23 protein-coding genes and 2 tRNA genes are annotated in these 25,154 nt (G+C 36.5%); 9 read left to right on the plus strand and 16 right to left on the minus strand.

The features are described from left to right. Window positions 1-148 precede the first annotated feature (148 nt). Both L2B55_RS05715 and L2B55_RS05720 read right to left on the minus strand, forming a co-directional pair. Entirely contained in the window at window positions 149-1,120 is a 972-nt protein-coding gene (locus tag L2B55_RS05715) for a TrkA C-terminal domain-containing protein (protein ID WP_237849517.1), read from the minus strand. 320 nt (window positions 1,121-1,440) lie between these two features. After that, window positions 1,441-2,145, minus strand: a complete 705-nt coding sequence (locus tag L2B55_RS05720) for a hypothetical protein (protein WP_237849520.1) — start codon at window positions 2,143-2,145, stop codon at window positions 1,441-1,443. A gap of 649 nt (window positions 2,146-2,794) precedes the next feature. On the opposite strand from L2B55_RS05720, the gene rpsF reads away from it, so the two are divergent. The 5 genes from rpsF to mtgA all read left to right on the plus strand — a co-directional run bounded on the left by rpsF (window position 2,795) and on the right by mtgA (window position 7,000). Continuing rightward, complete coding sequence (gene rpsF, locus L2B55_RS05725) at window positions 2,795-3,160, plus strand: 30S ribosomal protein S6 (RefSeq protein WP_237849523.1); 366 nt, start codon at window positions 2,795-2,797, stop codon at window positions 3,158-3,160. Further along, window positions 3,160-3,423: a 30S ribosomal protein S18 gene (rpsR, locus tag L2B55_RS05730; protein ID WP_237849526.1), complete on the plus strand. Its 264-nt coding sequence runs from the start codon at window positions 3,160-3,162 to the stop codon at window positions 3,421-3,423. The genes rpsF and rpsR overlap by 1 nt, the downstream gene beginning before the upstream one ends. Before the next feature lie 12 nt (window positions 3,424-3,435). Beyond that, a complete protein-coding gene (gene rplI, locus L2B55_RS05735; protein ID WP_237849529.1) occupies window positions 3,436-3,879 on the plus strand; it encodes a 50S ribosomal protein L9 in 444 nt (147 codons plus the stop codon). A gap of 128 nt (window positions 3,880-4,007) precedes the next feature. Then, window positions 4,008-6,254 (plus strand): FUSC family protein, encoded by a 2,247-nt coding sequence (locus L2B55_RS05740; RefSeq protein ID WP_237849532.1) that lies wholly within the window; start codon window positions 4,008-4,010, stop codon window positions 6,252-6,254. Window positions 6,255-6,313: 59 nt separating this feature from the next. Continuing rightward, a complete protein-coding gene (gene mtgA, locus L2B55_RS05745) occupies window positions 6,314-7,000 on the plus strand; it encodes a monofunctional biosynthetic peptidoglycan transglycosylase (RefSeq protein WP_237849535.1) in 687 nt (228 codons plus the stop codon). 244 nt (window positions 7,001-7,244) lie between these two features. Here the strand turns inward: mtgA and L2B55_RS05750 are convergent, their stop codons facing one another. Continuing rightward, on the minus strand, window positions 7,245-7,733 hold the full coding sequence (locus L2B55_RS05750) for an ABC transporter ATPase (protein ID WP_237849538.1): 489 nt from the start codon (window positions 7,731-7,733) through the stop codon (window positions 7,245-7,247). A gap of 144 nt (window positions 7,734-7,877) precedes the next feature. On the opposite strand from L2B55_RS05750, the gene L2B55_RS05755 reads away from it, so the two are divergent. Then, window positions 7,878-9,245: a methyltransferase RsmF C-terminal domain-like protein gene (locus tag L2B55_RS05755; protein ID WP_237849541.1), complete on the plus strand. Its 1,368-nt coding sequence runs from the start codon at window positions 7,878-7,880 to the stop codon at window positions 9,243-9,245. A gap of 292 nt (window positions 9,246-9,537) precedes the next feature. Here L2B55_RS05755 and L2B55_RS05760 read toward each other — a convergent pair whose 3' ends face one another. Further along, window positions 9,538-10,332 carry a (Fe-S)-binding protein gene (locus L2B55_RS05760; protein WP_237849544.1) on the minus strand — a complete coding sequence of 265 codons (795 nt, stop codon included), beginning with the start codon at window positions 10,330-10,332 and terminating at the stop codon, window positions 9,538-9,540. A 76-nt stretch (window positions 10,333-10,408) separates the two neighbouring features. Continuing rightward, window positions 10,409-11,704: a 4Fe-4S dicluster domain-containing protein gene (locus L2B55_RS05765; protein WP_237849546.1), complete on the minus strand. Its 1,296-nt coding sequence runs from the start codon at window positions 11,702-11,704 to the stop codon at window positions 10,409-10,411. A 318-nt stretch (window positions 11,705-12,022) separates the two neighbouring features. Here L2B55_RS05765 and L2B55_RS05770 point away from each other — a divergent pair. Both L2B55_RS05770 and L2B55_RS05775 read left to right on the plus strand, forming a co-directional pair. Beyond that, a tRNA-Phe gene (locus L2B55_RS05770) sits at window positions 12,023-12,095 on the plus strand. A gap of 13 nt (window positions 12,096-12,108) precedes the next feature. Then, window positions 12,109-12,181: transfer RNA gene (locus L2B55_RS05775), tRNA-Phe, on the plus strand. Window positions 12,182-12,250: 69 nt separating this feature from the next. On the opposite strand, the gene L2B55_RS05780 is transcribed toward L2B55_RS05775, so the two are convergent. Further along, a complete protein-coding gene (locus L2B55_RS05780) occupies window positions 12,251-12,460 on the minus strand; it encodes a hypothetical protein (RefSeq protein ID WP_237849549.1) in 210 nt (69 codons plus the stop codon). A gap of 95 nt (window positions 12,461-12,555) precedes the next feature. Further along, window positions 12,556-13,131 carry a thymidine kinase gene (locus L2B55_RS05785; protein ID WP_237849551.1) on the minus strand — a complete coding sequence of 192 codons (576 nt, stop codon included), beginning with the start codon at window positions 13,129-13,131 and terminating at the stop codon, window positions 12,556-12,558. 189 nt (window positions 13,132-13,320) lie between these two features. On the opposite strand from L2B55_RS05785, the gene L2B55_RS05790 reads away from it, so the two are divergent. Continuing rightward, window positions 13,321-14,157: a hypothetical protein gene (locus L2B55_RS05790; protein WP_237849554.1), complete on the plus strand. Its 837-nt coding sequence runs from the start codon at window positions 13,321-13,323 to the stop codon at window positions 14,155-14,157. On the opposite strand, the gene rodA is transcribed toward L2B55_RS05790, so the two are convergent. From rodA to L2B55_RS05835, 9 genes are all read right to left on the minus strand, one after another. Next, window positions 14,147-15,415, minus strand: a complete 1,269-nt coding sequence (gene rodA, locus L2B55_RS05795) for a rod shape-determining protein RodA (RefSeq protein ID WP_237849557.1) — start codon at window positions 15,413-15,415, stop codon at window positions 14,147-14,149. The genes L2B55_RS05790 and rodA overlap by 11 nt on opposite strands. Before the next feature lie 2 nt (window positions 15,416-15,417). Beyond that, a complete protein-coding gene (gene mrdA / locus L2B55_RS05800) occupies window positions 15,418-17,409 on the minus strand; it encodes a penicillin-binding protein 2 (RefSeq protein ID WP_237849560.1) in 1,992 nt (663 codons plus the stop codon). Next, window positions 17,409-17,918: a rod shape-determining protein MreD gene (locus L2B55_RS05805; protein ID WP_237849563.1), complete on the minus strand. Its 510-nt coding sequence runs from the start codon at window positions 17,916-17,918 to the stop codon at window positions 17,409-17,411. Before L2B55_RS05805 ends, mrdA begins: the two co-directional genes overlap by 1 nt. After that, window positions 17,911-18,753, minus strand: a complete 843-nt coding sequence (mreC, locus tag L2B55_RS05810) for a rod shape-determining protein MreC (RefSeq protein ID WP_237849565.1) — start codon at window positions 18,751-18,753, stop codon at window positions 17,911-17,913. The genes L2B55_RS05805 and mreC overlap by 8 nt, the downstream gene beginning before the upstream one ends. Before the next feature lie 98 nt (window positions 18,754-18,851). Then, on the minus strand, window positions 18,852-19,874 hold the full coding sequence (locus L2B55_RS05815; protein ID WP_237849568.1) for a rod shape-determining protein: 1,023 nt from the start codon (window positions 19,872-19,874) through the stop codon (window positions 18,852-18,854). A gap of 92 nt (window positions 19,875-19,966) precedes the next feature. Beyond that, on the minus strand, window positions 19,967-21,493 hold the full coding sequence (purH, locus tag L2B55_RS05820) for a bifunctional phosphoribosylaminoimidazolecarboxamide formyltransferase/IMP cyclohydrolase (protein ID WP_237849570.1): 1,527 nt from the start codon (window positions 21,491-21,493) through the stop codon (window positions 19,967-19,969). 60 nt (window positions 21,494-21,553) lie between these two features. Continuing rightward, window positions 21,554-22,132, minus strand: a complete 579-nt coding sequence (purN, locus tag L2B55_RS05825) for a phosphoribosylglycinamide formyltransferase (RefSeq protein WP_237849573.1) — start codon at window positions 22,130-22,132, stop codon at window positions 21,554-21,556. 211 nt (window positions 22,133-22,343) lie between these two features. Next, window positions 22,344-24,173 carry a BamA/TamA family outer membrane protein gene (locus tag L2B55_RS05830; protein WP_237849576.1) on the minus strand — a complete coding sequence of 610 codons (1,830 nt, stop codon included), beginning with the start codon at window positions 24,171-24,173 and terminating at the stop codon, window positions 22,344-22,346. A gap of 256 nt (window positions 24,174-24,429) precedes the next feature. Beyond that, window positions 24,430-25,113: a GntR family transcriptional regulator gene (locus tag L2B55_RS05835; protein ID WP_237849580.1), complete on the minus strand. Its 684-nt coding sequence runs from the start codon at window positions 25,111-25,113 to the stop codon at window positions 24,430-24,432. Window positions 25,114-25,154 lie beyond the last annotated feature (41 nt).

Genomic DNA, 25,154 nt, shown 5'->3' on the forward strand with positions numbered 1-25,154 from the left:
CTGCAAGTCTAGTTTTTGATAGGTGTTAATTTACTACAGTATTGCCAGGTTTGGTTACTGCCTTGATGAGTTTTTTATCACCAACAATCCAAATAATATCTCCTTTTTCGAACTGAAATGAACTTTCAGGATTAAGAATTCGTTCGTTTTATCGTTCAATACCAACGATTAGACTCCGAGCATTTTCTTTGATGCCTGAACTTTTAATAGTTTTTCCTAAAAGCGGAGAATGATTGCTGATTGTTATTTGTTGCAGTGATATTTCCTGCTCATTTTCAGTGTTTTCAAACTCCTTGCTTAGTGGAATAGTTTCGATAAATTTCTCGAAGCCCTTGAGTTGATCATCAGTGCCAATAACTGCAATGCGGTCGTATGGGAAAATACGCTCAATTTTTTCAGGAATCTTAATTTTTTTTGTCCCACGTTCAATCATTGCAACGTTTACTCCAAATTGTTCTCTTAATGCCAGATCAATTAAAGTTTTTCCAACTGCAGCAGATTCCGGATTTACAGTGAAAAATGCAAGATGTGAATCCCTAGGCATAAGGTCGTCTGAACGTTTGGCAGCCTCACAAATCTCACGGTCATTCAAATTGGCCAGGAAACGAGATTCTATTTTGGAGTAAAAAGATTGTAGTCTCTTTGAGAAAATCATTGCACTAATACCGAAAACGGTCACAGCTGAAATTATTGCGGCATTTGTTGAATAGAATTGATCAATTAATGTTCCAATGAAAATTATTGCTAACAATATTCTTATTATTTCAAGGGTAATCAGTGACCTTCGATTATATTTAGTGTCCATCCAAAGCTGTTTGTAGGCGGTACTGTGTATTCTTTTTACAGACAGGGCCCATAGAAAAGATGCCATTAATGCTATTGCAATAATAATGGCTAATTGTCCGTAGCCTCTGTCTGTAATTTCAGTGCTTATTTTTTGGTGCCAAATATTTGACAGAGAAAAGTATTCCTGTAATGATAATGGAATTGCTAATAATTGTGGTAAGGTATCTTTTAAGAAATTCTTTCCAATTATTGGTTTGGGAGATACTTTGAGCACCTGAACTATACCTGGCAAGCGAATCGCGAACTTTGGGTGGTAAAATTTGATCGATAGCATTATAAACCGGCTCAGCAATCAAAGCCAGTACCACAAGGCTGTTTGAGTTTTTAAAAACAAGAATTGTTACACCCGCAGAAGCCAGGATGAGAGCTAAGTCTGTAATTAAATGAGGTAAGTGAATCATTAACTCTTATTATAGTACTTAATTTAAGCTGTTCACCTAAATATACTATCCTTAAAGTAAAGTTTGACGCTTTCTTAAAGCTTGAGGAGGTTATAACTAAATAGAGAGTTTGATAAGTGCTTAAAAAACAAAGAGGTAAAGCATTTGCTTTACCTCTTTGTAAAATGGGAGTTACTTAACTCTTGTTCTTGATTTATTTAGTTACCAATGTTGAGTTACAATTATCTGTAGGTTCTACTACTAATTGGTTTTCATCCACAATGGGTTTGAATTTAATCATCTCTGTGAAATCAACAGGCTCTTCAATTTCAGAGATTATTACATTTGAAGGCTTGAATTTGATCAATTCTTTGAATGAAGAAGCTGGCTCAATAATCTCATCATAATCATTTGCAGAAGGACTGAACTTAATTAATTGCTCAAAGCTTACAGGTTCAACAATTTCTTCAACTGCAATTTCACTTGGAACAAATGCTATTACACTATTTAATACTGCTTCATTAACATCAATATCAGCAGGTTTAAATTTTATTAACTCATTAAATTTTTGATCTTCAGCAGAAACAGGTTCTAGAGCTACTTCAATTTCTGAAGCAGGAGTAAAATAAAACCCTGCTTTTGTTTTGGTTTGTGCCGGGGTAAGTAAGTTTGTTGTCTCTAAATCAGAAGCAACCTTCATATTGTCGGCAATTATTTTTCTTTCAGCTGAAGTAATTGCGGCTGCTTCAGTTGCCATTACTTTAATTTTTGATTCTTTAGGAATGTAAATATTCAGAGCACTGGTGTTTTCTTGTTTTTTTGTAGTACCACTATAGGTATTGATATTTAATTTAGTTGTTCCTATGGCAGTTAACGTTGCGATACTTACAACAGTTACGGTTTTAAATAGCGTTTTCATATCGTGTTAAGTTGTTAGTTTTCAAATAATTCGTTTAGTACTATGACCCAAATTTACATCAATAGGTTGCACCCGATTGCATTTTTTTTGTAACATGACTATTGTGTTGTTGTAACGTCGGTATTACTGGAATTTGTGTCATATTATTGTGTTTTTCAGTTGATTATAATTCTGTTTTGATAGGGTTGGGCAAAATTCTTTTTTGTGTTTTAGGGCGATAAAAAACCGGCTCATTTTGCCAATGTTGTAAATTGCCCATACTGCTACCATTTTTATATTCAATTAGTCTGTGCTAATGAATTTTTGTTACAGGTTATCTGTAATATTTTTATAGGTTGATGATTTGAGTGAGAGTGATGCGAAAGAAGTTTAAAAGCGAGGAGTCTAATTATGTCAATTCTGATTAATACCCCATCAACCTTATTTAGAACAATTGATCAGTGGTAAGGTTTTATAACTGGTTATATTCTAGCGTAATTGATTAGCCTTTTAGGGCCTTTGAAAAAGTAAGTTTACGCCTTATATATAATAGCCCGTTCTTGAAGGGTGGATAGCTGTTAGTTTTTTGGTGAGATGCTTGAAAATCAAAATTAAATAGCTACATTTGCAGCCCCGTAAATGGGAAATAACTAAAATATTTAAACAACAAATGAAGAATTACGAAACCGTAATCGTTCTTACCCCGTTGTTATCAGAAGAAGCTTCGAAAGAAGTTGTTGCCAAATTCAGGAAAATCCTGACTGATAACGGAGCCGAGATTGTCCACGAAGACAATTGGGGTTTGAAAAAACTGGCTTACCCAATCCAGAAAAAAACTACTGGTTACTACACTGTAACTGAGTTTAAGGCTTCAGGCGAGTTAATTAACAAATTAGAAGTGGAGTACAAACGTGATGAGCGTGTTATGCGTTTCCTAACCATTGCGTTAGACAAACACTCTGTTGCTTATGCTGAGCGTAAACGTAAAGGCGAGTTTGCTCCTAAAGCTAAAAAAACTGAAGGGGAGGTTGCATAATGGCTAATCAAAACATTTCATACGTTACTCCTCCAAAAGTTGAGGATAACCGCAAAAAGTACTGCCGTTTCAAGAAAAATGGTATCAAGTACATCGACTACAAAGATGCTAACTTCCTGTTAAAATTTGTTAATGAGCAAGGTAAAGTATTACCTCGTCGTTTAACAGGTACTTCGTTAAAATTCCAACGCAAAGTAGCTCAGGCCGTTAAACGTGCCCGTCATATCGCTATTTTGCCTTACGTAACCGATGGTTTAAAATAAGGAGGCGCTACAATGGAAGTAATTTTAAAACAAGACGTTAAAGCGCTAGGCGAAAAAGACGATATCGTAAATGTGAAACCTGGTTACGCACGTAACTATTTAATTCCTCAAGGTTTTGCAGTTATCGCGAACGAAAGTAATCGCAAAATTTTGGCTGAAAACTTACGCCAAATTGCGTTCAAACAAGATAAATTGAAAAAAGATGCTGAAGCTATTGCTACAGGCTTAAAAGATGTGAAGCTTACAATCGGTGCTAAAGCCGGTGAAAGCGGTAAAATCTTTGGTGCTGTAAACGCATTACAAGTAGCTGAGGCTATTAAAAAATTAGGCTTTGAAGTTGATCGTCGTAAGATCACTTTCGAAACTGACGTTAAATTCATTGGAGAGTACGTTGCTAACGTAAACCTGCACAAAGAAGTTAAAGTTCAGGTGCCTTTTGAAGTTGTTGCTGAATAACTTTGAAACTCTTTACTTGAAAAGGTGCCTGATTGATTCAGGCACCTTTTCTTTTTTGTGACCTTTTATTTTTCCTTCCTTCTATATAATTTAAGGTCGATTATAACACATCATAAATTGCTATCTAAGTGCTTTTAAAAACATATATATCCAACCCCCGCACGTTTATTCAACGAGAACAGCAAAATCCGGATATCACCCGCGCACTGATTTCCATGATTTCGTTAGTATCCTTTCTTATTGTTGCTGAAAGGATCGGATATATACATTTGGCCGTATTTGGAGGACTTGCTGCTGAACTGATTTCCTGGGCGCGTGTAACGGGGTCTTTTGCTCAACGTTTATGGGTGATTATTTTAGGATCTTTGGCCGTATCCATCGCCGCATTTTTAGGAACCATTGCAGGAGGAAATATGGCAACCGCTATGGCATTCCTGTTGATTGTTGCATTCTTGTCGGGGATGGCCCGTGGGTTGGGAGACCATGGACTTACTTTAGGAACTCTTGCGGTTGTATTGTTTTTACTTTCGTTGAATGGTCCCAATACCATCGAATCGGCCTTGCATAGAGCTTTTGCTGTTTCACTGGGCGGTTTATTGGCAATTATATTAAGAGTACTCATTCTTTGGTTTCTTAAGCCTATGCTACCTTATGATGTAGCCATCTCTAAACCATGGACAGTTGGTGCCGGTATGATGGGAATGATACCGAATCTGGCAACCATTGATGAACGGGAGGCAGAATCTAGGCTTAATGATGAAGAAGTAAACCTAAGACTGGCAATAAATGGCTTACTACCTTATTTGCGCAAAGGAGACTCTAAGCTCGTTTCAGTTAGGCGAGAGTTGTTGAAAGTGGTAAGGGCAGGCTCAAGATTTGGCTCTACGGCTATGGCCCTTTTTTATGAGATGAATGAGATCAATAAGCATGAGCGCTTGCGGTTCATCTTACCTACTTTAAATAATACTTTTCAATCATTAGAGCTTGCAGGTTCAACGGTTTCTCATTATTTATTATCTAGATCAGCTGAGGATGAGGAATTGTTAAAAATACGCATCCAGCGAGTAGAGAATATGATTGTTATCATTCGTAAGCGACTTGATGCCGCAGGTTTACCTTTGTATGATAAGGTGGAAGTTCTTAAAGTAATAAACATGTTTGAACTTTCAGTTCGTTATCTGCATACTGCATTATCATGGGCGGAACGTATTGATGAAAAAAGAAAGCAACTTTCATTTATTACCCATTTTCAGCCGGCAATATCTATTCGCACACAATGGAGAAATACGATTTCAGAGTTTACGGCAGATTCTGAATTGTTTAGGCATAGTTTGCGCTTGGCGGTAATTGCAGTTCTGGGTATTTTCTTATTTTATTTTTTTGATATTCCCAGAGGATATTGGATATCTCTAACAATAATGGTAGTGCTGCAACCCGACTATAGTTCTACCCGTTTAAAAGCTTGGGATCGTTTGTTAGGAACTTTAGGCGGTGTCATGGTCGGCAGTTTAATAATTCACTTTGTTCAGTTTCATTACATTGTTTTTATAATAATTGCCATTTGTTTGTTTCTATACCTTTATTTCGTGTCGCGTAATTATGCTCTTGCAGTTTTCTTTTTAACAATTGAGCTTGTTGCTCTTATAGATTTAACTCTACCTTATGATTGGCATATTGGGTTTTACCGGGTGATGAACACTGTTTTGGGCGGAGTTATTGCCGTTGCATCGGCTTATTTGCTTTGGCCCAAATGGGAACATATAAGGCTTAATCAATACTTGGCAAAAGCACTTATTGCCAATAAGGCTTATCTATTGCAAGTAGGGCATGAGTTTAAAGAAAAAACAGGTTTTCATGCTCGTTTAATTGCTTTAAGGCGAAAAGCAGAAGTGGCCAATTTGAATATGGCAGAAGCTTTGAAACGAATTAAATACGAGCCTGGAGCTAGTAAAGTGAATTTGAAGTTAGGAGAAGAGTTAGCTTATTATAATGCGAAGCTAACTCGAGAGATTACTTCTTTTGGAGCAATTTTACCGGGAATTAGAAAGCAGTTTGAATACCCAATTACATTTAGTTTAATTGAAGAATCAGGAAGTCTTCTAAATGATTTGGCAGAGGCAATTGAACAGGATCAGTTAATTTGCGTGCGACATACATTTACCAGGTTTTTTCTTGAAATTGAACAGAAAGTAGTTAGGGTAAAGGAAAGCAATCCTGAAAACGATCCAAAAAAGCAAAAAGAGATTGAGTATCAACTTACAGATCTTGATTTAATCCGTTCTCAGTTGGAAAAAATTACAACAGAAATAGCGGCAATGTGTAATATTTCTGGGAAGATAGAATTGCAAGCAATAGAAACACATGCAGTTGTTTAATCCCCCTATTTTTAATTAATGATTTGCAGCCTCATCTCAATTCTTATTTTTGCCTCATTATGTCAAAAGTCTTTCGTTTTTTAGGGAAGTCAGCACTTTGGTTTTTCGCTGTAACTATTTTATGGGTTATTGTATACCGTTTTATTCCTGTGCCGATTACTTTCTTGCAGATTCAGCGTTGTTTTGAACAAAAAACTGATGGTAAAGAAATGAAATTGGAGAAAGACTGGGTTGCATTCAATCAAATCTCATCGAATCTTAAACGTGCTGTAGTGGCTTCAGAGGATCAGTTGTTCATGGAGCACATGGGTTTTGATTGGGATGCAATACAAAAGGCATGGGTGTATAATGCTAAAAAGAAGGGTAAAAAAGTAAAGGGAGGAAGCACAATTTCGCAACAAGTTGCAAAAAATGTATTCCTATGGTCAGGTCGTTCCTACATTCGTAAAGGGTTTGAAGCATATTTTACTTTCTTGATTGAGATATTTTGGTCGAAGAAAAGGATAATGGAAGTGTATTTAAATGTTATTGAGATGGGAGATGGGATATATGGTGCAGAAGCTGCCTCCAGGGAATATTATAATAAATCCGCTATTGATTTGTCAAAACGAGAGGCCGCTTCTATTGCTGCAATTTTACCTAGTCCGTTAAAATGGTCTCCAATAAAGCCCTCTTCACAGGTAAAAAGAAAAATTAAACGAATTATGCGGTTTATGAGAATTTTGGGGCCAATTGAATTTGAATAACATTTACAAGTGTTTATAATATAAAAAAGCAGCTCATGAACGTTAACTCATGAGCTGCTTTTTTATGTAAAAAATACCAAGAAGTTGGTATTTTTTACTAGTTCAATTTGTTATAAACTTGGTCGGTTCATTATAATTTATGAAGATCAAAAGGAATAATTACCAACCAAAAGTTTATTATATCATTTTCAGTGTTTTTTTTGTTGCTTTACAAGCGTTTTTGCTTTACTTGTTGAGGTGAAAATTAAAGCTCTAGTGCACTCGCAAAAACTTGATTATGCCAGCTATCTTTTAAAGCTATTTCCCATTTAGTTTCAAATTCCTTTTTAGTAGAAACAAGATTGTTAAATACTATTGTTTCCAAACCAACAGTTTTGTTTTTTAGTAATTCTTCAAACTCTTCCCTCGAAACAGATTCCACTTTGTGTTCGCTGCGGAATGCAATGTTAAATCTGTCAAAAAGATTGATCTTAAACAATTGCTCAATCTCTTTCATCAATCTTACTGATTTGTCAATAGAACAGCCGCTTGCATTATGTTGAGCTTCGTCAACCATCAAAATAATAAATCGGTTATACTTTACTTCGCTATGAGCTTTCAAAAGATTATCATGAGCTGTCCACTCAATTGTAAACTGATTAAGCTTTTGTTCTAATTCTAGAGTTTCACCAGCCGTTAATTCACGGTTAGACTGATAAATCCAAACTCTTGAAGAGTCATTAAATATATTCATAATGCAAAGATAATGATAGAGATAATTGATATTGCTTTTACCTGAAAATATGCTTATCGTTAATGGTAACAGAAAAAAGTAGCCAAGGGTTTTATTTTGCCCTCATTTTTCCCTCAACAAGGTTTTATTAAGTTATATTTGGCTATGAAACTACCTCCTCCATTTAAATTACGCATGACTGAATTTTTGGGCCCGGAACTCGATCAATTTATTGAGGCTTTGAGTTCAGAGTCGCCCGTTAGCATTCGCATTAATCAATATAAATACCCTTTTGATATTGCTTTCAAATCAATACCCTGGACACAAACAGGATATTATTTGCCCGCTCGGCCCTTGTTTACTGCAGATCCCTTATTGCATGGTGGAGGATATTATGTACAAGAGGCAAGTTCTATGTTTCTTGAGCAGGCAATTTTACAAGCCTTGCCAGAGCGCGAAGGCTTAAATGTTCTTGATTTATGTGCAGCACCTGGAGGGAAGTCAACTCATTTGGCCTCGCTATTTTCCAACGGATTGTTAGTGTCAAATGAAGTTATCAAAAGCAGGGTTACCATTTTGGCTGAGAATATTCAAAAGTGGGGCACCGGGAATGTTGTTGTTACCAATAACGATCCAAAGGACTTTAAAGAAGTCAAATCTTTTTTTGATTGTATTGTTGTTGATGCACCTTGTTCAGGAGAAGGCATGTTTCGTAAGAATCAGAACGCAATAGGAGAGTGGTCAGAAGAAAATGTACAATTGTGCGCTCAGCGTCAAAAAAGGATTTTGGCTGATATTTGGCCTGCTTTAAAACCTGGAGGCATTTTGGTTTACAGTACTTGCACATATAGTTTGGAGGAAAACGAACATAATCTTGCATGGGTTTGCGATCAGTATGATGCTGAAAATGTAAAGCTTAATTTAAATCCGGACTGGTGTGTGAAGGAAACGGAATACTCAAAATGTATCGGATATCGTTTTTATCCACATAAAGCAGAAGGTGAAGGTTTCTTCTTAGCGGTGGTAAGAAAAAAAGGCGGGACTCAGAATGAATTTAAGTTTCCCAAAAAACGAGGTAAAACCACGTTAATTCCAATGGATGATAAGTCAGGCATGTTTAATGAGATCTTAAATAACTTTGATCAATGGAAGTTGTATGCCAAAGGTGAAGAAGTTATGGCGTTTCCTGCTTTAAAAACTAGAGAGATCGAGTATCTTTTTGATGCTCTTGATGTTAATTATGCAGGGGTGTCAATAGGTCAAGTTACAAAGAAAGAGTTACGGCCAGATCATGCACTGGCATTATTTATTGGTTTAAATGATAAGTATTTTCCTGAGATATCTGTAACTAAAGAAGATGCATTAAAATTCTTACGTAAGGATGATCTGGTGTTTAGTAATGCACAAGACGGATGGAATAGAATTTTGTATAATGGATTAGGATTAGGATGGGTTAAAAAAGTGGGACACCGTTTTAATAATTATTACCCTAAAGAATGGCGTATTCGTTTAGCAATGGATAAACTGCAATGATTTTAGAGTTCACTTTAAATTATCAATGAGTAAAAAAATACCTAAAAGTAGGTATTGTGCCCCTATTTTACAAAATGTATTTTTACCGCCAGTTTATTGCGACCTCACCAAATCTTCGGATGCTGTTAGCGAAACTACCAGTTACTCAGGTTTGAGTACCTATTCAAAAACATTTTAAGGCTGTTTAGTTTTTTTAAACAGCTTTTTTTTAAATACTTTCTCTAAAGCTAATAAAGAAAAGAGCTCATGTATTCACCATGAGCTCTTTTGTGATGCCAAATAGTAGTTTAAATTAGGTCCAGCCGTTTGCCTTGGTAGCAATTTCTGCAATATCCAATACTTGCACTATCTCTTCCTTTTCTGCTAGTTTTACCCCATCTCTGATCATAGTCATGCAAAATGGGCATGATACAGCAATAACATCAGGCTTTAATGCTAATGCTTCTTCTGTACGTTCAATATTAATGTCTTTATTGCCTTTTTCAGGTTCCTTAAACATTTGTGCGCCGCCGGCTCCACAGCATAAACCGTTGCTTCTGCAGCGCTTCATTTCTGTTAGTTCTGCGTCCAACTGTTCAATCACAGCACGCGGAGCTTCATAAACGCCGTTTGCTCTGCCTAAATAACAAGGGTCATGATAGGTGATCTTTTTTCCTTTAAACGTCTCTCCATTTTCAATTTTAAGACGCCCCTCATTAATGAACTGTTGAATGAGTTGAGAGTGGTGAATTACTTCGTAATTGCCTCCTAAGCCTGGATATTCGTTTTTAAGTGTGTTGAAGCAATGTGGGCAAGCCGTTACTATTTTTTTGATATTATAGGCATTTAACAACTCGATATTTGTCATCGCCATCATTTGAAACAGAAACTCATTGCCGGCACGTTTTGCAGGGTCGCCGGTGCAGCTTTCTTCTGTCCCTAAAATGGCAAATTTGATTCCTATGTTATTTAAAATTGTGGCAACTGCTTTTGTGATTTTTTGCGCGCGTTCATCAAAACTTCCTGCACAACCAACCCAAAATAATATTTCAGGCTCTTCCCCTGCGGCCATATAATCGGCCATGGTTTTTATATGTAATTCGTTCATTAGTTATCTCTTAATAGATGAGTATAAGAATAGATTTTTGCTCATTTTATTTCAACTGTCAAGTCTTATACACGGTTTAATTGTTAATCCAATTTGTACGGTCAGCTGGAGAATATTTCCAAGGAGCTTGGTTGTTTTCAATATTTCCAAACATATTATTAATGCTGGACGGAGCATTTGATTCTTCCATTACTAAATAGCGACGTAATTCAACAATAATAGAAAGTGGATCAATGTTCACCGGGCAAGCCTCAGTACATGCATTACAAGTTGTACAAGCCCATAGTTCTTCAGGTGTTATATAGTCACCTAATAAAGCTTTGCCGTCCTGATAATCTTTGCCATGTTTATCAATATTGTTGCCCACTTCTTCTAATCTGTCGCGAGTATCCATCATGATTTTGCGTGGAGAAAGTAATTTGCCAGTCATGTTAGCAGGACAGTTAGAAGTACAGCGCCCACATTCAGTACATGAATAAGCATTAAGTAAGTTAACCCATGTCAAATCTGTTACATCCTTTGCTCCAAAGCGACCAGGTGTGGCATCTGCAGGGGGAGTAAAGCTTGGGTCAAGCATTGCCTTTACTTCATTGGTAACTGAAGTCATGTTGTTGAATTTGCCTTTATTATTTAGGTTGGAATACCATGTGTTCGGAAATGCAAGTACAATATGGAAGTGCTTTGAGTAAGGGATATAATTCAGAAAAGCGAAAATTCCTACAATATGAAACCACCAACATGTACGCTCGATAAGCACTAATGTTGATTCATTATTTGGTAATAGGGATGCTAAAGCTGAAGTAACGGGAAAAGATCCTGCTGTATGGTAATGCGCGGCTTCTAGTTGTTGAAGTTTGTTGTCGGTTGCATTCATCAACAAAAAAGCAGTCATTAGTAGTATTTCGGCAATAAGGATATAATTGGCATCACTTACTGGCCAACCTTTCATCTCAACTCCAGAAAAGCGTTTTAAATGAATTATGTTTCGTCGAATTAGAAAGATTATGCAGGCTAATAATACGCCTACGGCCAGAAATTCAAATGAACCAATAAGGAAATTATAGAGCCCTCCGGCAAAGGATAAAATACGGTGTGTGCCGAATATTCCATCAATAATAATTTCCAAGACTTCAATGTTAATGATAATAAATCCTGCATAAATCAGGATATGGAAGAATCCGGCAATAGGTCTAGTCATCATTTTCGACTGTCCTAAGGCTACCATCGCCATTGTTCTCCAGCGTTCGGAAGGGTTGTCGGAACGATCAATGTCTTTTCCTAGTAAAATATTCCTTCGGATTGTTTTTACATTACGTGCAAAAAGCCAAATAGCGGCTATTGCAATGAGTACGAATAATAGCTGTTCAAGCATAAGGTTTTTTGATCAGAGTATGTCGCTAAAATAATAATTCATAAAAATAAACCAATTTTTAAAACGGTCTATTTTCTACTTAGAATCGATATAAATTGCTGGTTTGTCTTAATGTGATTATTAAATATTCTTTTGTTTGGATTACTTTTTAATTTAAATATACCAGTTTTGGTAAAATTATTTGTGCAGATAATCTGATACTTAAGGGTAAACTGTATTAAAAATGCGAAAAACCTTTTTGATTTGAACAAAAAGATACTACATTTGCAGTCCCAAAACAAACCCAAAAAGATTCTCTTAAAGAGGTTTGTTAAAGGAGGTGATGTAGCTCAGTTGGTAGAGCAAAGGACTGAAAATCCTTGTGTCGCTGGTTCGATCCCGGCCATCACCACAAAACACCGAAAGGTGATGTAGCTCAGTTGGTAGAGCAAAGGACTGAAAATCCTTGTGTCGCTGGTTCGATCCCGGCCATCACCACAGAAAAAGCCCCATTGGGGCTTTTTTTCTTTAATGTCTTTTCGTTAATAATCTCCAGCAAGTAGAATATTAAATACGCCCGAACCTGCGTTTGTATCCATAAAGCTTTCTTTTTTGTACAAAAACGATCATAACCAGAGTTGGAATGACCAAAAACGATAACCATTTAAATACAAAATAGGAATCAACGTTGTAAAGGGCATTTAAGGTTTCTTCTGAAAAACCGATTTTAACAAGGAGAGCGCTTACTTTTGATGATAAATCTGAAAGTAGCAACATATTTTTGGTGTTTGGGTTTGATTGTCTCCTAAAATAGGAAAATAATTTAACCAAAAATAAAATTTTTTGTTAAATTATTTTCCTATTAGCTATGTTTATCTGTCAAGATTGAAACAAACCCGACAACGTGGTTCATAACTTCCTTTTTCGCCCAATAGTATTGTAGTTTCATTTTCAGTGAGCCGGTAGGAACGGCTTGCAGGAACTCCACAGCGAACGCAAACTGCAGTGATTTTGGTAACAAACTCAGCTATTGCCATTAATTTAGGGATGGGGCCAAACGGTTTACCAGTATAATCCATGTCTAAACCTGCAACAATTACTCTAACACCTTTGTTAGCCAATGATTCACACACATTAGGTAGTTCATCGTCAAAAAACTGCGCTTCATCAATACCTACTACCTGGGTAGTACTGCCTAATAACAGTATTGAAGAGGCGTTTTCTACAGGGGTTGATTGAATTGAATTTAAATCGTGTGAAACAACGGCACTAGCATCATAACGGATATCAATGGTAGGTTTAAATATTTCCACTTTTAGCCTTGCAATTTGTGCCCGTCGCAAACGTCTTAATAACTCTTCGGTTTTTCCAGAAAACATAGGGCCGCAAATAATTTCGATACTGCCACGTTGAAATATTTTTGGTCGTTCAATTCCCTCGTTTATCATCCACAATCAAATTTAGGTTCTTCAAAAACGAATATGCGTAATAAAATGCTAAAAAATATTGCTGTTGATAAGTAGATAAGTTCTTGTTTCTCATTTTATAAACATAAATTGTCTGTTAAGTTCTGTGCATAATTTTTTATTTTTGATACAAATTGAACCATAGTTACGTTACTTCTTAAACTGAAAACCATGACTCGCGAAGATATTTTAGGCCGAATTGGAGCTATTTTGGAGGAACTCAAAACTGAGTGCCGTAGTTTATATGTACAACATCATGTAACAGCTATTGATTTGGAATTATTTGAAGCCAATGCCAAGTTTTTAAAAGAGCATATAGCGATTTTGAAAAGAATTGTTGAACAAGAGAATATAGTTCCAGCGACTAGCCCAAGCTTTGAGAGTGAGGATAATAAAGTAGTATCAGTTAATGAATTGATTGCTAAGATTGGTGACATGGAAACAAAAGTTCAAGAAGTGAAATCTGAGCCGCCAATCGTTGAGTCAAAGTTTGAAGAACAGATTCCACAAGATAAAGAAAAGGAGACTTTTGTATCTGCACCCTCAGCTTCAATAGAGGAAGTCATGCTTAAGGTTGAGGAAAAGGCTGAAGAGCTTAATGCAACCATTGATGAACAGCCTGAGTTGACTCTTGAAGAAAAACTCAAAAGAGAAGAAGAGGCTTGGGCAGAGTTAAATAAACGATTTCAGACAAAAGTGCCGAGTGTAAATGATAAAATCTCGTCAATTAATAAAGATAAAGTGGAGGTAAACACTTCATTTAATGTTCCGGTTACGGATTTGAGAAAAGCTATCGGTTTAAATGATAAGTTCGCATTTATAAAAGGGCTGTTCAATAATAGTGTAGAAGCTTTTGAGCACGCAATAGCTGATTTAAATGCATGTCATAATTATGAAGAAGCCAATCGAATAATAGAAGATCATTTGGCTCCAAAGTTTAGCTGGTCTTTAAAGCCTGAGCTGCTAGAACAATTTAATGCTCTTGTAAAAAAACGCTTTAACGTATAATTCCGTTTCGGTTGGTATCGAGCTTTATCAGAATAAATAAAAGGATGGTAAAGCTCCATAATGAAGATCCTCCATAGCTGATAAAAGGTAACGGAATACCTATTACAGGCATAATTCCAATGGTCATACCAATATTGATGAATAAGTGGAAGAAGATGATGGATGCCACCCCATAGCCATATACCCTTGAAAATGTGGAACGCTGTCGTTCTGCTAAGGCAATTATCCTCATCAACAACACTGAGTAGAGGCCAAGTACTACCAAACTTCCCAAAAATCCCCATTCTTCTCCTACAGTACAGAAGATAAAGTCTGTGCTTTGCTCTGGTACAAAGTCATACTTGGTTTGTGTCCCTTTTAAAAATCCTTTTCCTAATAATTGGCCGGAACCAATTGCTATTTTCGATTGGTTAACATTATATCCAATTCCTTTAGGGTCAACTTTCTTTCCCAACAATAGATCAATACGGTCACGCTGGTGAGGTTTAAGCACATTGTTAAAAGTATAGTTAACGGCTGTAACCAATGTAATAGCTAAAACAGCACTTCCGATGATGAGGGTGTAATGTCTCCTAACCCTTCTATCTTTCCATAGTAGAAATCCAACAATTACTAGCAAGGTAATGATAATGTACGATTGAGGTATTAGCAGGGAAAGAACAAAAAGTATTACGGAAATTAAGCCAAAAACAAGGTAGAATGGAGGAAGTCCTTCTCGATACAATACTAAAAAGAATGACATAAAAACCATTGCAGAGCCTGCATCTGGTTGTAATAAAATAAGTAAAACTGGGGTGAAAACTAAAGAAAAGCATTTGAGCTGATCACTAAAATCACCCAGCTTTAAAGTATTAGAACCTAAAAATCTGGCCAAAGCAAGACTGGAAGCTACTTTTGCAAACTCAGCAGGTTGCAGTCGGAAACTTCCAATTTCAAACCAAGCTCTATTACCGCCAACCAGCTTACCCACAAAGAGAACGGCTACTAACAGTATAAGCGTTATACCGTAAAAAGCATAAGCAGAGAAGTTAAAAAACTTGGAGTCAATGAGCAATATGGCGGTAATTATAATTACTGAAGTTAAAATCCAGATTAGTTGTTTACCATAATTACGACTCATGTCAAAAATGCTCGAATGATCAGCATCATAAACTGCAGCATAAATGTTAAGCCATCCAATTAATACTAAGCACAAATAAATAATGATCGTGATCCAATCAACGTTATAAAAAGGGCTGGTTTGTTGTTTCTGGTTCATTGTTAACGCTGTGCTTTCTCTTTTTTAATTGTTTCGAGCTTCTCTTCTTTGCTTGGCTGCGCTGTTATTCCAGTTTTCTTTGTGTCAGAAGTGGTTGGTTTACCATCCTTGGTTTTAATGGTCGCCCCCTTTGGAGTATCTTCTTTCTTTTTGATATTACCGCTGGCATTAAATTCGTCACCAGGCAATAAACTAGCATTTAAGATACGATCCTCATAATATTTAGGTCGTGTTATCGAGTCTCGGACGTATTTTTCAATCATCAAACTGGCAATTGGAGCCGCCCATGTAGCACCATAACCTGCATTTTCTACCATAACCGCTATCGCAATCTTTGGGTTGTCTTTTGGAGCAAAACCCATAAACACAGAGTGGTTTTTACCATGTGGATTTTGGGCTGTTCCTGTTTTTCCACAAATTGAAATATCAGCAATTCGGGCATTGGTTGCTGTACCTGCCAGAATTACCCTTTCCATTCCATCTATTACCGGAGGAAAGTATCTCTGATCAATGCCAACATAATTTTTTTCTGAAAACTCAGGGCGAATATGTTTTTTATCACCAATGGCTTTTACCAAGTGAGGGCGATAATAATAACCACGATTGGCTATAGCCGCCATAACGTTTGCCATTTGTAAAGGTGTAATGCCCAATTCCCCCTGGCCAATTGCTAAAGAAATCACCGTTGATGACTTCCAATGGTTAGCTCCATAAATCTTATCGTAATACTTATGGGTTGGTAATAATCCCTTTAGTTCATTTGGTAAATCAATCTCCAATTTGGTTCCAATTCCAAATTTCGCAATCGCATCTCTCCAAGCGGTATATGCATCCTCAGAGGTCATTCCAGGGTGATTATCAATCATTGTTTTAAAAGCCCAGCAATAATAAGCATTACATGAGTTCTGGATCGATTCAACCATGTTTTGAGGCGAGTGATTGTGTTCGCATTTTACAAAATGCCCCCCTGCACGATAACCCCCGCCACATGGGAAGCGCTGCTCTGGGGTGATAAGCCCCATTTGTTGGCCAATGAGCGCTTGAATAGCCTTAAAAGTTGATCCTGGTGGATATTGAGCTTGAATAGGTCGGATAAATAATGGTTTTAGCGGATCCTTCAATAATTTCATGTAATTGTTTCCCCGCACACGGCCTACCAAAAGGTTGGGGTCGTAATTAGGTGCACTTACAAATGCTAAAATTTCACCAGTTGAAGGCTCAATGGCAACAATACTACCTAATTTATTTTTCATTAGGTCTTCGCCGTACTTTTGAAGCTTGGCATCTAATGAAGTAATCATTCTGTCGCCTGGAACAGCAGCAGTATCGTATTTTCCTTCGTCAAAACTTCCCTGCTCCCGATTGAATACATCCACCATTACACGCTTAATACCACGTTGACCACGTAACAATTGTTCGTAAGATCGTTCGATACCACTTATTCCTATGTAATCTCCCTGACGATAATCACCTTTAGAAAGTTCAATAATTCTATCATTGACCTCCCCGATATATCCTAAGACGTGAGCTGCAATTGGTTCTGGATATTTTCTGAGCGTTCGATTTTGTACGAAGAACCCAGGGAATTGAAACAGATGCTCTTGTAACCGGGCATAAGTTTCAGATGAAAGTTGCTTTTCAAGCAAAGAGGCCTTTACAGGGGAAAACTCCCGGGCCTTTTTTAATTTACCTATGAACTTTTCTTTTTCTACCTCGATTAGCTGACAAAGTAATAGCGTGTCAAACTGCTTAATGCTTTTGGGAACCACCATTAAGTCGTAAACAGGTTCATTTTGAACCAAAATAGTGTTGTTTCGGTCATAAATTACTCCTCTTGGAGGGTAGACAACCAAACGTCTTAATACATTATTGTTGGCAAAATCCAGATATCGGTCGTCGATTATTTGAATATAAAACAGGCGAGCAATAAGCAAAAAAACAGCCGTAAGGATAATCGACTGAATTATAAATTTCCGCTGAAAAAAACTGTTCATTAACGTCTTTTGCTACCGAATAAATACTGACTAATAATAATCAAAGTTAAGGTATATATCGAACTTATAAGTGCTTTGGTTGTAGCTGAAATAAATTCGCTAATGCGGAAGTACTCAATGTTCAATAAAAATACGTGGTGAATGATCACCATAATGGCACTATAAGTAAAAAACCACTTAAAGCTGTAGTTTCTTATAGTTGGTTCAGGTAAAAATTCACCTCCTTTGGGTATCATCACTGTCAAAAGTCCAATTCTGCAGAATGCTGTTAAAACACATGCTGAAGCATGTAGTCCAATTGTGTTTGAAAATACATCAACAGAAAATCCTAATGCAAATGAAAGCAAAAATACCCAAAACGTAGGCATTGAAACCGGTAACAGAATAATGAATAGGATGTATAAATATGGAACTGCAATGTTATACAGCGAAAGATTAGTTAAGAAAAATACCTGAAATATAACCAGGAATATGAATCGGAATATGTTAGCAGCAATAAGTCTAATCATGGCTCAAATTGGATTCGAGTTTCTGCTTTTCTTGAATGAATTTATCTTGAACAACGTAAACGTATTGTAAACGTTGAAAATCAGTTGAAAGTAACACTTCAACATTAAGTAAGCTTTCGCCAGTTTGCTTAGGAGCGTCTATCACTTTTCCTAATGATACATTTTCAGGAAATAATGAGTATCCGGTTGTAACAACTTTTTCTCCTTTTTTTACCGTTACGTGATTCGGGATTTCTTTTAAGACAGCAATACGCGGATTAGTGCCTTGCCATACTAAAGATCCGATTACGTTTGTTGAAGCCAACTTAACACTGATTTTACTGTCTTTGTGTAATAAAGACATCACAGTACAAAAGTGATCCGATACATCTCTTACAATACCCACAACACCTTGGTCTGCAATAACTCCCATGCCCGGTTTTATTCCATGACGAGCACCTCTGTTTAAGGTAAGGAAGTTGCTCTGATAATTAACTGTGTTGTTAACAACCTTGGCTTCTATATATGAGTACTGCTGAATTTTCATGGAATCTTGCTTCAGAGTATCAACAATAGTAGCTTTTTTAACGGAATCATTATAGAAAACCGAAGGAAGCATGTTCCGAAGTTTGGCGTTTTCAGCAACTAAACTATCATTAACACGACCCAGTTGAAGGTAGCTTTTAAAGTCGTTTGAAGCTGAATAAAGATTTCCTATGAAGTGGTTGGATGAATTAATAAATGTAGTTTTTTGGTAGTCGTTATTTTGAATAAGCAGAATAATTGCGATAACCTCAAAAATAACAAACAGAAAGAATGCGTGGAAACGAAGTATGAATAGCCAAAGGTTACGCATTGGTTTAGTTTAATGGTGTGAATGATTAAACGAAAGAATGATAGAGTGTTTGAATTATTCGCCCATTCTATCATTCCGTCATTCTTTCATCGTATTGTTTACGGCATCAAAAATCTGAAATTCTCAATATTTTTAAGTGCGATACCAGTACCGCGAACAACTGCACGAAGTGGGTCTTCTGCAACATGCACAGGCAGTTTGGTTTTAGCAGCAATACGCTTATCTAAACCACGTAATAAAGCACCTCCACCAGTTAAGTAGATACCAGTTTGGAAAATATCGGCAGAAAGTTCAGGAGGAGTAATCTCCAAGGCTTTCAAAATTGCTTCTTCAATTTTTGAAATCGATTTATCTAAGCAGTGTGCAATTTCGGTATACGAAACCATGATTTGCTTAGGAACACCAGTCATCAAATCGCGACCTTGAACGGCGAAATCAGCAGGAGGTTCTTGTAATTCAGCCAAAGCTGAACCAACCTCGATTTTAATTTTTTCCGCAGTACGGTCTCCAATTAAAATATTGTGCTGACGACGCATATAGTTTACAATATCCGAATCGAAGTTATCACCGGCTACGCGAATCGATTGATCGCAAACGATACCTCCTAAGGCAATAACGGCAATTTCGGTAGTTCCACCACCAATATCAATAATCATGTTGCCCATTGGCTCTTCCACATCAATACCAATACCGATTGCAGCAGCCATAGGTTCATGGATTAAGTATACTTCTTTTGCTCCGGCAATTTCTGCTGAGTCACGTACGGCACGTTTCTCAACTTCAGTAATACCCGAAGGGATACAAATAACCATACGGAGAGAAGGGAATAACCATCCTTTACCACCATTGATCATTTTGATAAACCCACGGATCATGTGTTCGGCAGCGTCAAAGTCGGCAATTACACCGTCTTTTAATGGTCGAACTGTTTTAATATTCTCATGCGTTTTACCATCCATTTGCATTGCCTGTCGGCCAATGGCGATCATCTTGCCACTTTTGCGGTCAAGGGCCACTATTGACGGCTCATCAACTACTACTTTATCGTTATGGATAATTAGGGTATTGGCAGTACCTAAATCAATTGCGATTTCCTGGGTAAAAAAGTTAAACAGTCCCATTCGGTTGTCGTTCGGTTATAATTATTAATTCTTACTTACTTGTTTACGAAACATGCCTGATTTTTAGATTAACTAGCTGTTAAATATAAAAATTAATGTTTAAAATGACGCACTCCTGTAAATACCATCGCAACATTATTATTATTGCAATACTCAATCGAGTCTTTGTCTTTAATTGAACCACCTGGTTGTAATACTGCAGTAATACCTGCCTGGTGGGCAATTTCAACACAATCAGGGAATGGGAAGAATGCATCAGAAGCCATTACTGCGCCTTTTAAATCAAATCCGAAAGTTTCAGCTTTTAAAATGGCCTGTTTTAGGGCATCTACACGAGAGGTTTGTCCAACGCCACTTGCCAATAAAACATCACCCTTTACTAACACAATTGTGTTCGATTTAGTATGTTTTACTAATTTATTTGCGAAAAATAAATCTTTCAGCTCGGCCTCTGTAGGAGCTTTGGTTGTAACGGTTTGCATTTGAGCCGGGCCTTCCATTGAAAGGTCTTTGTCTTGCTCGATTACACCATTTAATAAAGTTTTAAATTGTTTGGCAGGTAACGCTACCGGTTTTTGACGTAAAATAATACGGTTTTTCTTTTCGGTTAAAATACTCAATGCATCAGTATCATATTCAGGAGCAATTAACACTTCAAAGAATAACTTATTGATTTCGCTTGCTGTTGCAGCATCAACTTTGCGATTAGTGATTAATACACCTCCAAAAGCTGAAACAGGATCGCACGCTAAAGCAGCGTCCCAAGCATCTTTTAAAACAGAACGTGTAGCTACACCACAAGCATTATTATGTTTTAAAATTGCGAAAGTTGGTTCTGTAAACTCTTCAATTAACAAAACGGCAGCATCTACGTCAACCAAGTTGTTGTAAGATAGCTCTTTGCCGTTTAGTTTATCAAACATCGCATCAAGGTTTCCGTAGAAAATACCTTTTTGATGAGGGTTTTCTCCGTAACGTAGAACTGATGCAGTTTGAACGCTTTGTTTGAACACGGTTAAAGGTTCAACATTATTGAACCAGTTGAAAATTGCTGTGTCGTAATGAGATGAAACATTAAAGGCACGTTTAGCAAGTTCTTTACGTTGCTCAATGCTTGAAATGCCGTCTTGTTCTTTCAAAATTTGTTCTACGAATCCGTAGTCATTTTTTGAAGCAACAATCAGTACGTCTTTATGATTTTTAGCGGCTGCACGAATTAGTGAGATTCCACCGATATCAATTTTTTCAATAATGTCTTGTTCAGATGCGCCAGAAGCCAAAGTTTCTTCAAACGGATAAAGGTCAACTATTACAAGGTCAATTTCAGGAATTGTGTATTCAGTCAACTGCTCTTGATCTGACTCATTTGCTCTGCGAGCGAGAATGCCGCCAAAAATTTTAGGGTGAAGTGTTTTAACACGACCGCCTAAAATGGAAGGATAGCTGGTCATATCTTCAACCGGTGTAACAGGTACACCAAGTTCACGAATGAAAGCTTCAGTTCCTCCAGTAGAGAAAATGGTAACTCCTAACCGATTTAATTCTTTAATAATCGGTTCTAGATTGTCTTTGTAATAAACTGAAATTAAGGCGTTTTTAACTTTTAAAGGGTGGTTCATCTTTTCAAAAAAATCAAGGCGCAAAATTATAAAAAAAATTCCGCTTTAATTGTCTGTTAATTAATTATTTCGATATTTTTTTAATAGATTTTCAATCACCTTTGGATAATAATGATGTTCCAGCTGTTGACCTTTATATGCAATCATATCCACATTGTCACCTTTGTCAATTTTGTACTTCGACTGATGGATGATTTCACCCTCATCAAAGTGCTCATTTACATAATGAATGGTAATTCCAGATTCTTGTTCGCCTGCTTCAATAACAGCTTTGTGCACTTTGTTACCATACATTCCTTTACCTCCAAACTTGGGCAGTAATGCAGGATGAATATTGATAATTCGTTTTGGAAATGCTTTAATTAGACCTTCCGGAACTAGCCATAAAAAACCAGCCAGCACAATTAGATCAATATTCAGGTTTTGTAATAGTTTGACAACCTCATTGCTATGGTAGAATTCATCTCGATCGAAAACATGAGTTGGAATTTCAAAGTTGTCGGCCCTTTGCAATACATAAGCATCCGGACGGTTGGATAAAACTAGCGAAACTTCAATTTCTTTGTTTTTATGAAAATACTCAATTATTTTTTGAGCGTTTGAACCTGATCCTGAGGCAAATATGGCAATTCTCTTCACGTTTATCGATCCTGATAATTTTTAATAAATTTTGATTGTAATATTACAAATTTTGCTAAAAACTGTAAGGTAAAATCGGCTTTAATAAAAAAATAATTTATACAGATTTAAGCTAATGCTAAAGTTTGAATTCAAAAACAAACCTGGTTTGGAGTTATGATTGTTATCAATAACGATGAGATAGTTTGAATTTAGGTTTTCCTTTTGATGTCTACTTATAGCTTACAAAGGATGGTGCTTTAATAGGACTCACATTGAATCGTAAATCAATCACAGTGCTAATGCTAAAGTTGAAATTGGATGAAGTTTGAGGAGCTCCTGGATAATAATACCCGGCAATTTTAACAGTATTAAAAACTAAATTTTCATTCCTGATTCTAAAACCTCCACCAATGCCAGGGTATAAACGTTGGGCTAAGATGAAATCGTTGGTGGAACCTAACTGAGCCAATTGAAGCGATGTGAAAGCATTGAACCGAAATCCAAGCACTTCCACAATATTATAAAGATCCAGTTCACTTTTAAGGGTTATGCGTTGATCTCCATTTAAATAATCGTCACTAAAGCCTGATAATCCACTGCCATTGTTAATGCTTACCGGTTTGTATAAAGTAGGATTAAAACAGTTAATGTATCCAAGTTCAATTAAGTGCCTGAAATGTAATTTCTTAAAGGTCATTAGTCTGCTGTAGAAGGAGCCTTTAATGCTAAGTACAATGTCTTCGAATTCTTTGTCGTAAAATCCTCCTAGTCCTATGTAGGCCGAAGAAAAGCCTTTGCCTAAAGCTTTTTGTCGCTCATATTCAGTACCGGCGTAAGTTCTCGTTTTGTCTAACCGATTTTCTCTTCCAATTGTGAAGGTAGAATAATAACCGGTTGGAACGTCTTCAGTTCTTCCAAATCCGAATAGAAAGCGTGTGTTGTAAATCTCTTGTCTGAACGCAATAAATTGGAACAACCCATAGCGCCAATTATTGTAAGTCGGGTCGTTGGCTAAGTAGGGTTGGTCTGGGGGTTCTAAGAAATGTTGCTGGTAATAGCGGGCAGATATTGCTCTTCGGCTACGGTTTTCTGCCCCTCGTTTGCTAAACTTTCTGAAGTTAAAAGAATAGGCCATCCAGGTATCAAACATGCGATAATGGTAATTGCGGAAAATTGAATCATGCTGATTTTCTACGTTTATGGACTTGTTGTATTGGAAAGATAGCCCTCCTGCAAAATGGGAATTTGATGAGTATAATGGTCTGTTTAGTTTAACAAAAAATGAACCTTCATAAACTCCTGTATCAATAGCGCCTTGTGTGTTTAGCTGAGAATAGCCGAAATTGAAATCAGTAAATGTGCCTAATAGGTTGTATTTAGTATATGAAAGCGATGTGCCGGTCAAAGGAGTTCTTTCGCCATTTACCTCAATGCCAGCTTCTACAGCTTGTCCCATTCCGTTTATATTGGTGTGGTAGAACTTGGTTCGAACACCTGATAAGTGGGTAACAGGATAAATGGCAAAGCCAGGCCCAAATACATCCTGAGTAAGTACTAATACTTCTACAGAATCGCCTTTTTCATCACATGGGCTTACATAAATTTTTGCATCACGTAAAAAAGGTAAACTTCTTATGTAGCGTGCATTATCAGCCAGGGTATAGCTACTCAACTTTTCATTCTTTTTGAAGAAAAGCGATTTTTCAATTACCGATTGTTGTGTATTGGTGTGCCAGTTATTTAATCGCTCCTTTAAGTTTTGTTTGCCATCGTGTGTAGTTGTAGACAAGCCATTAAAAACAGGAGCATGAGCAAATGAAATCGATTTTATAATCTTGCCTTCATATTTTACATATTCTTTAATGCTTTCTAATTGAATTTGATCATACTCTTCCTTTTTGTTCTTCTTTTTGTAAAGAAAACGACGAGTAAGGGAGTCTATAAAAGATTTATGCCAAAGAGTATCTATTTTAAACGGTCGCCTTTTAATAATAGAATCAGCAGTATGATTAATTAATGGAGAGGCTAAGCATGGCGAGATGGATGAAAGAGATAGCAATAAGCAGGTAATAAGGAGAAAATGTATAAAACATAACCGCACAAAAAATCTTATATACATGTAACTCATTAATGCTTAAACTATTCTTGCTTCCAAAACTACATAATTTGTGTTTTAGTTTAATTAACTGATTGTGCATGCTTTTGTCAGTTCGCACAAGTATTTTTTTTACGTAAATATTTCGAAGATATTGTGGTTCAGCCCAAGAATATATGCTCAATTAAGGCAGAATATAATCTATCCGTTGATATGAATATTAAGATACAGATATTTTTTGCAAATCATGCCATTTGTTAAACTCTTCAGTAATAAGTTGATATTGTTCCGTAAGGGTCTTTATCCAGTAGTCACGTGCCTCCTGATACTTTTTCTGCTTACAGAGTTCAAAAAAGTTTCTGAATCTATCTAAAGTTATTTCGCTCAAATCAAATGAATTGAAATAAATATTTAAAACAGTTAAATGCCTTTTTAGCGATACTTCTGATAAGTTTAGTATATACGGCATGTTGCATGGGCCGTACATAATATCATGCATTTTTACAATAAACTGGAGCAAAGCGGTTTCGGAAAGTTTGCTTTCCGTTTTATTAATCAAGTCTTCCGCTTGTTTTATAGTTTTTGAAGAATAATTTGGAATGGCATATTGTAACAATACAGGGACAATAGTTAAGCGAATAAGATGCGTTTCTTTAAAGGCTTCAGGGGTAATTTCTCTTACTATGGAGCCTTTATAAGGCGAAAGTTCAATGAAGCCCTCAGATTCTAACAATCGAATGGCCTCCCTTACTGGAATACGGCTTACACCAAACTCTTCGGATATACTTTGCTCAATGATGCGTTCTCCTTCTTTATAATGACCAAAAATAATTTCTTGTCGTATTTTATCAGCAACTTTTATAGAAAGTGTTTTTCCAATGCTCTTTTTGGTTTGATTTTTCATTGTGGCAATACTTTGGTTTAACTGTGTTTTAATATTATAGA

This window comes from Solitalea lacus (assembly GCF_022014595.1).
Lineage (GTDB): Bacteria > Bacteroidota > Bacteroidia > Sphingobacteriales > Sphingobacteriaceae > Solitalea > Solitalea lacus.

What these genes read in the sequence shown, in the direction of transcription:
- L2B55_RS05715 (WP_237849517.1), bottom strand. Translation starts at nt 1,120, where the DNA reads ATGCTATCGATCAAATTTTACCACCCAAAGTTCGCGATTCGCTTGCCA.
- L2B55_RS05720 (WP_237849520.1), bottom strand. Translation starts at nt 2,145, where the DNA reads ATGAAAACGCTATTTAAAACCGTAACTGTTGTAAGTATCGCAACGTTA.
- rpsF (WP_237849523.1), top strand. Translation starts at nt 2,795, where the DNA reads ATGAAGAATTACGAAACCGTAATCGTTCTTACCCCGTTGTTATCAGAA.
- rpsR (WP_237849526.1), top strand. Translation starts at nt 3,160, where the DNA reads ATGGCTAATCAAAACATTTCATACGTTACTCCTCCAAAAGTTGAGGAT.
- rplI (WP_237849529.1), top strand. Translation starts at nt 3,436, where the DNA reads ATGGAAGTAATTTTAAAACAAGACGTTAAAGCGCTAGGCGAAAAAGAC.
- mtgA (WP_237849535.1), top strand. Translation starts at nt 6,314, where the DNA reads ATGTCAAAAGTCTTTCGTTTTTTAGGGAAGTCAGCACTTTGGTTTTTC.
- L2B55_RS05750 (WP_237849538.1), bottom strand. Translation starts at nt 7,733, where the DNA reads ATGAATATATTTAATGACTCTTCAAGAGTTTGGATTTATCAGTCTAAC.
- L2B55_RS05755 (WP_237849541.1), top strand. Translation starts at nt 7,878, where the DNA reads ATGAAACTACCTCCTCCATTTAAATTACGCATGACTGAATTTTTGGGC.
- L2B55_RS05760 (WP_237849544.1), bottom strand. Translation starts at nt 10,332, where the DNA reads ATGAACGAATTACATATAAAAACCATGGCCGATTATATGGCCGCAGGG.
- L2B55_RS05765 (WP_237849546.1), bottom strand. Translation starts at nt 11,704, where the DNA reads ATGCTTGAACAGCTATTATTCGTACTCATTGCAATAGCCGCTATTTGG.
- L2B55_RS05780 (WP_237849549.1), bottom strand. Translation starts at nt 12,460, where the DNA reads ATGTTGCTACTTTCAGATTTATCATCAAAAGTAAGCGCTCTCCTTGTT.
- L2B55_RS05785 (WP_237849551.1), bottom strand. Translation starts at nt 13,131, where the DNA reads ATGATAAACGAGGGAATTGAACGACCAAAAATATTTCAACGTGGCAGT.
- L2B55_RS05790 (WP_237849554.1), top strand. Translation starts at nt 13,321, where the DNA reads ATGACTCGCGAAGATATTTTAGGCCGAATTGGAGCTATTTTGGAGGAA.
- rodA (WP_237849557.1), bottom strand. Translation starts at nt 15,415, where the DNA reads ATGAACCAGAAACAACAAACCAGCCCTTTTTATAACGTTGATTGGATC.
- mrdA (WP_237849560.1), bottom strand. Translation starts at nt 17,409, where the DNA reads ATGAACAGTTTTTTTCAGCGGAAATTTATAATTCAGTCGATTATCCTT.
- L2B55_RS05805 (WP_237849563.1), bottom strand. Translation starts at nt 17,918, where the DNA reads ATGATTAGACTTATTGCTGCTAACATATTCCGATTCATATTCCTGGTT.
- mreC (WP_237849565.1), bottom strand. Translation starts at nt 18,753, where the DNA reads ATGCGTAACCTTTGGCTATTCATACTTCGTTTCCACGCATTCTTTCTG.
- L2B55_RS05815 (WP_237849568.1), bottom strand. Translation starts at nt 19,874, where the DNA reads ATGGGACTGTTTAACTTTTTTACCCAGGAAATCGCAATTGATTTAGGT.
- purH (WP_237849570.1), bottom strand. Translation starts at nt 21,493, where the DNA reads ATGAACCACCCTTTAAAAGTTAAAAACGCCTTAATTTCAGTTTATTAC.
- L2B55_RS05835 (WP_237849580.1), bottom strand. Translation starts at nt 25,113, where the DNA reads ATGAAAAATCAAACCAAAAAGAGCATTGGAAAAACACTTTCTATAAAA.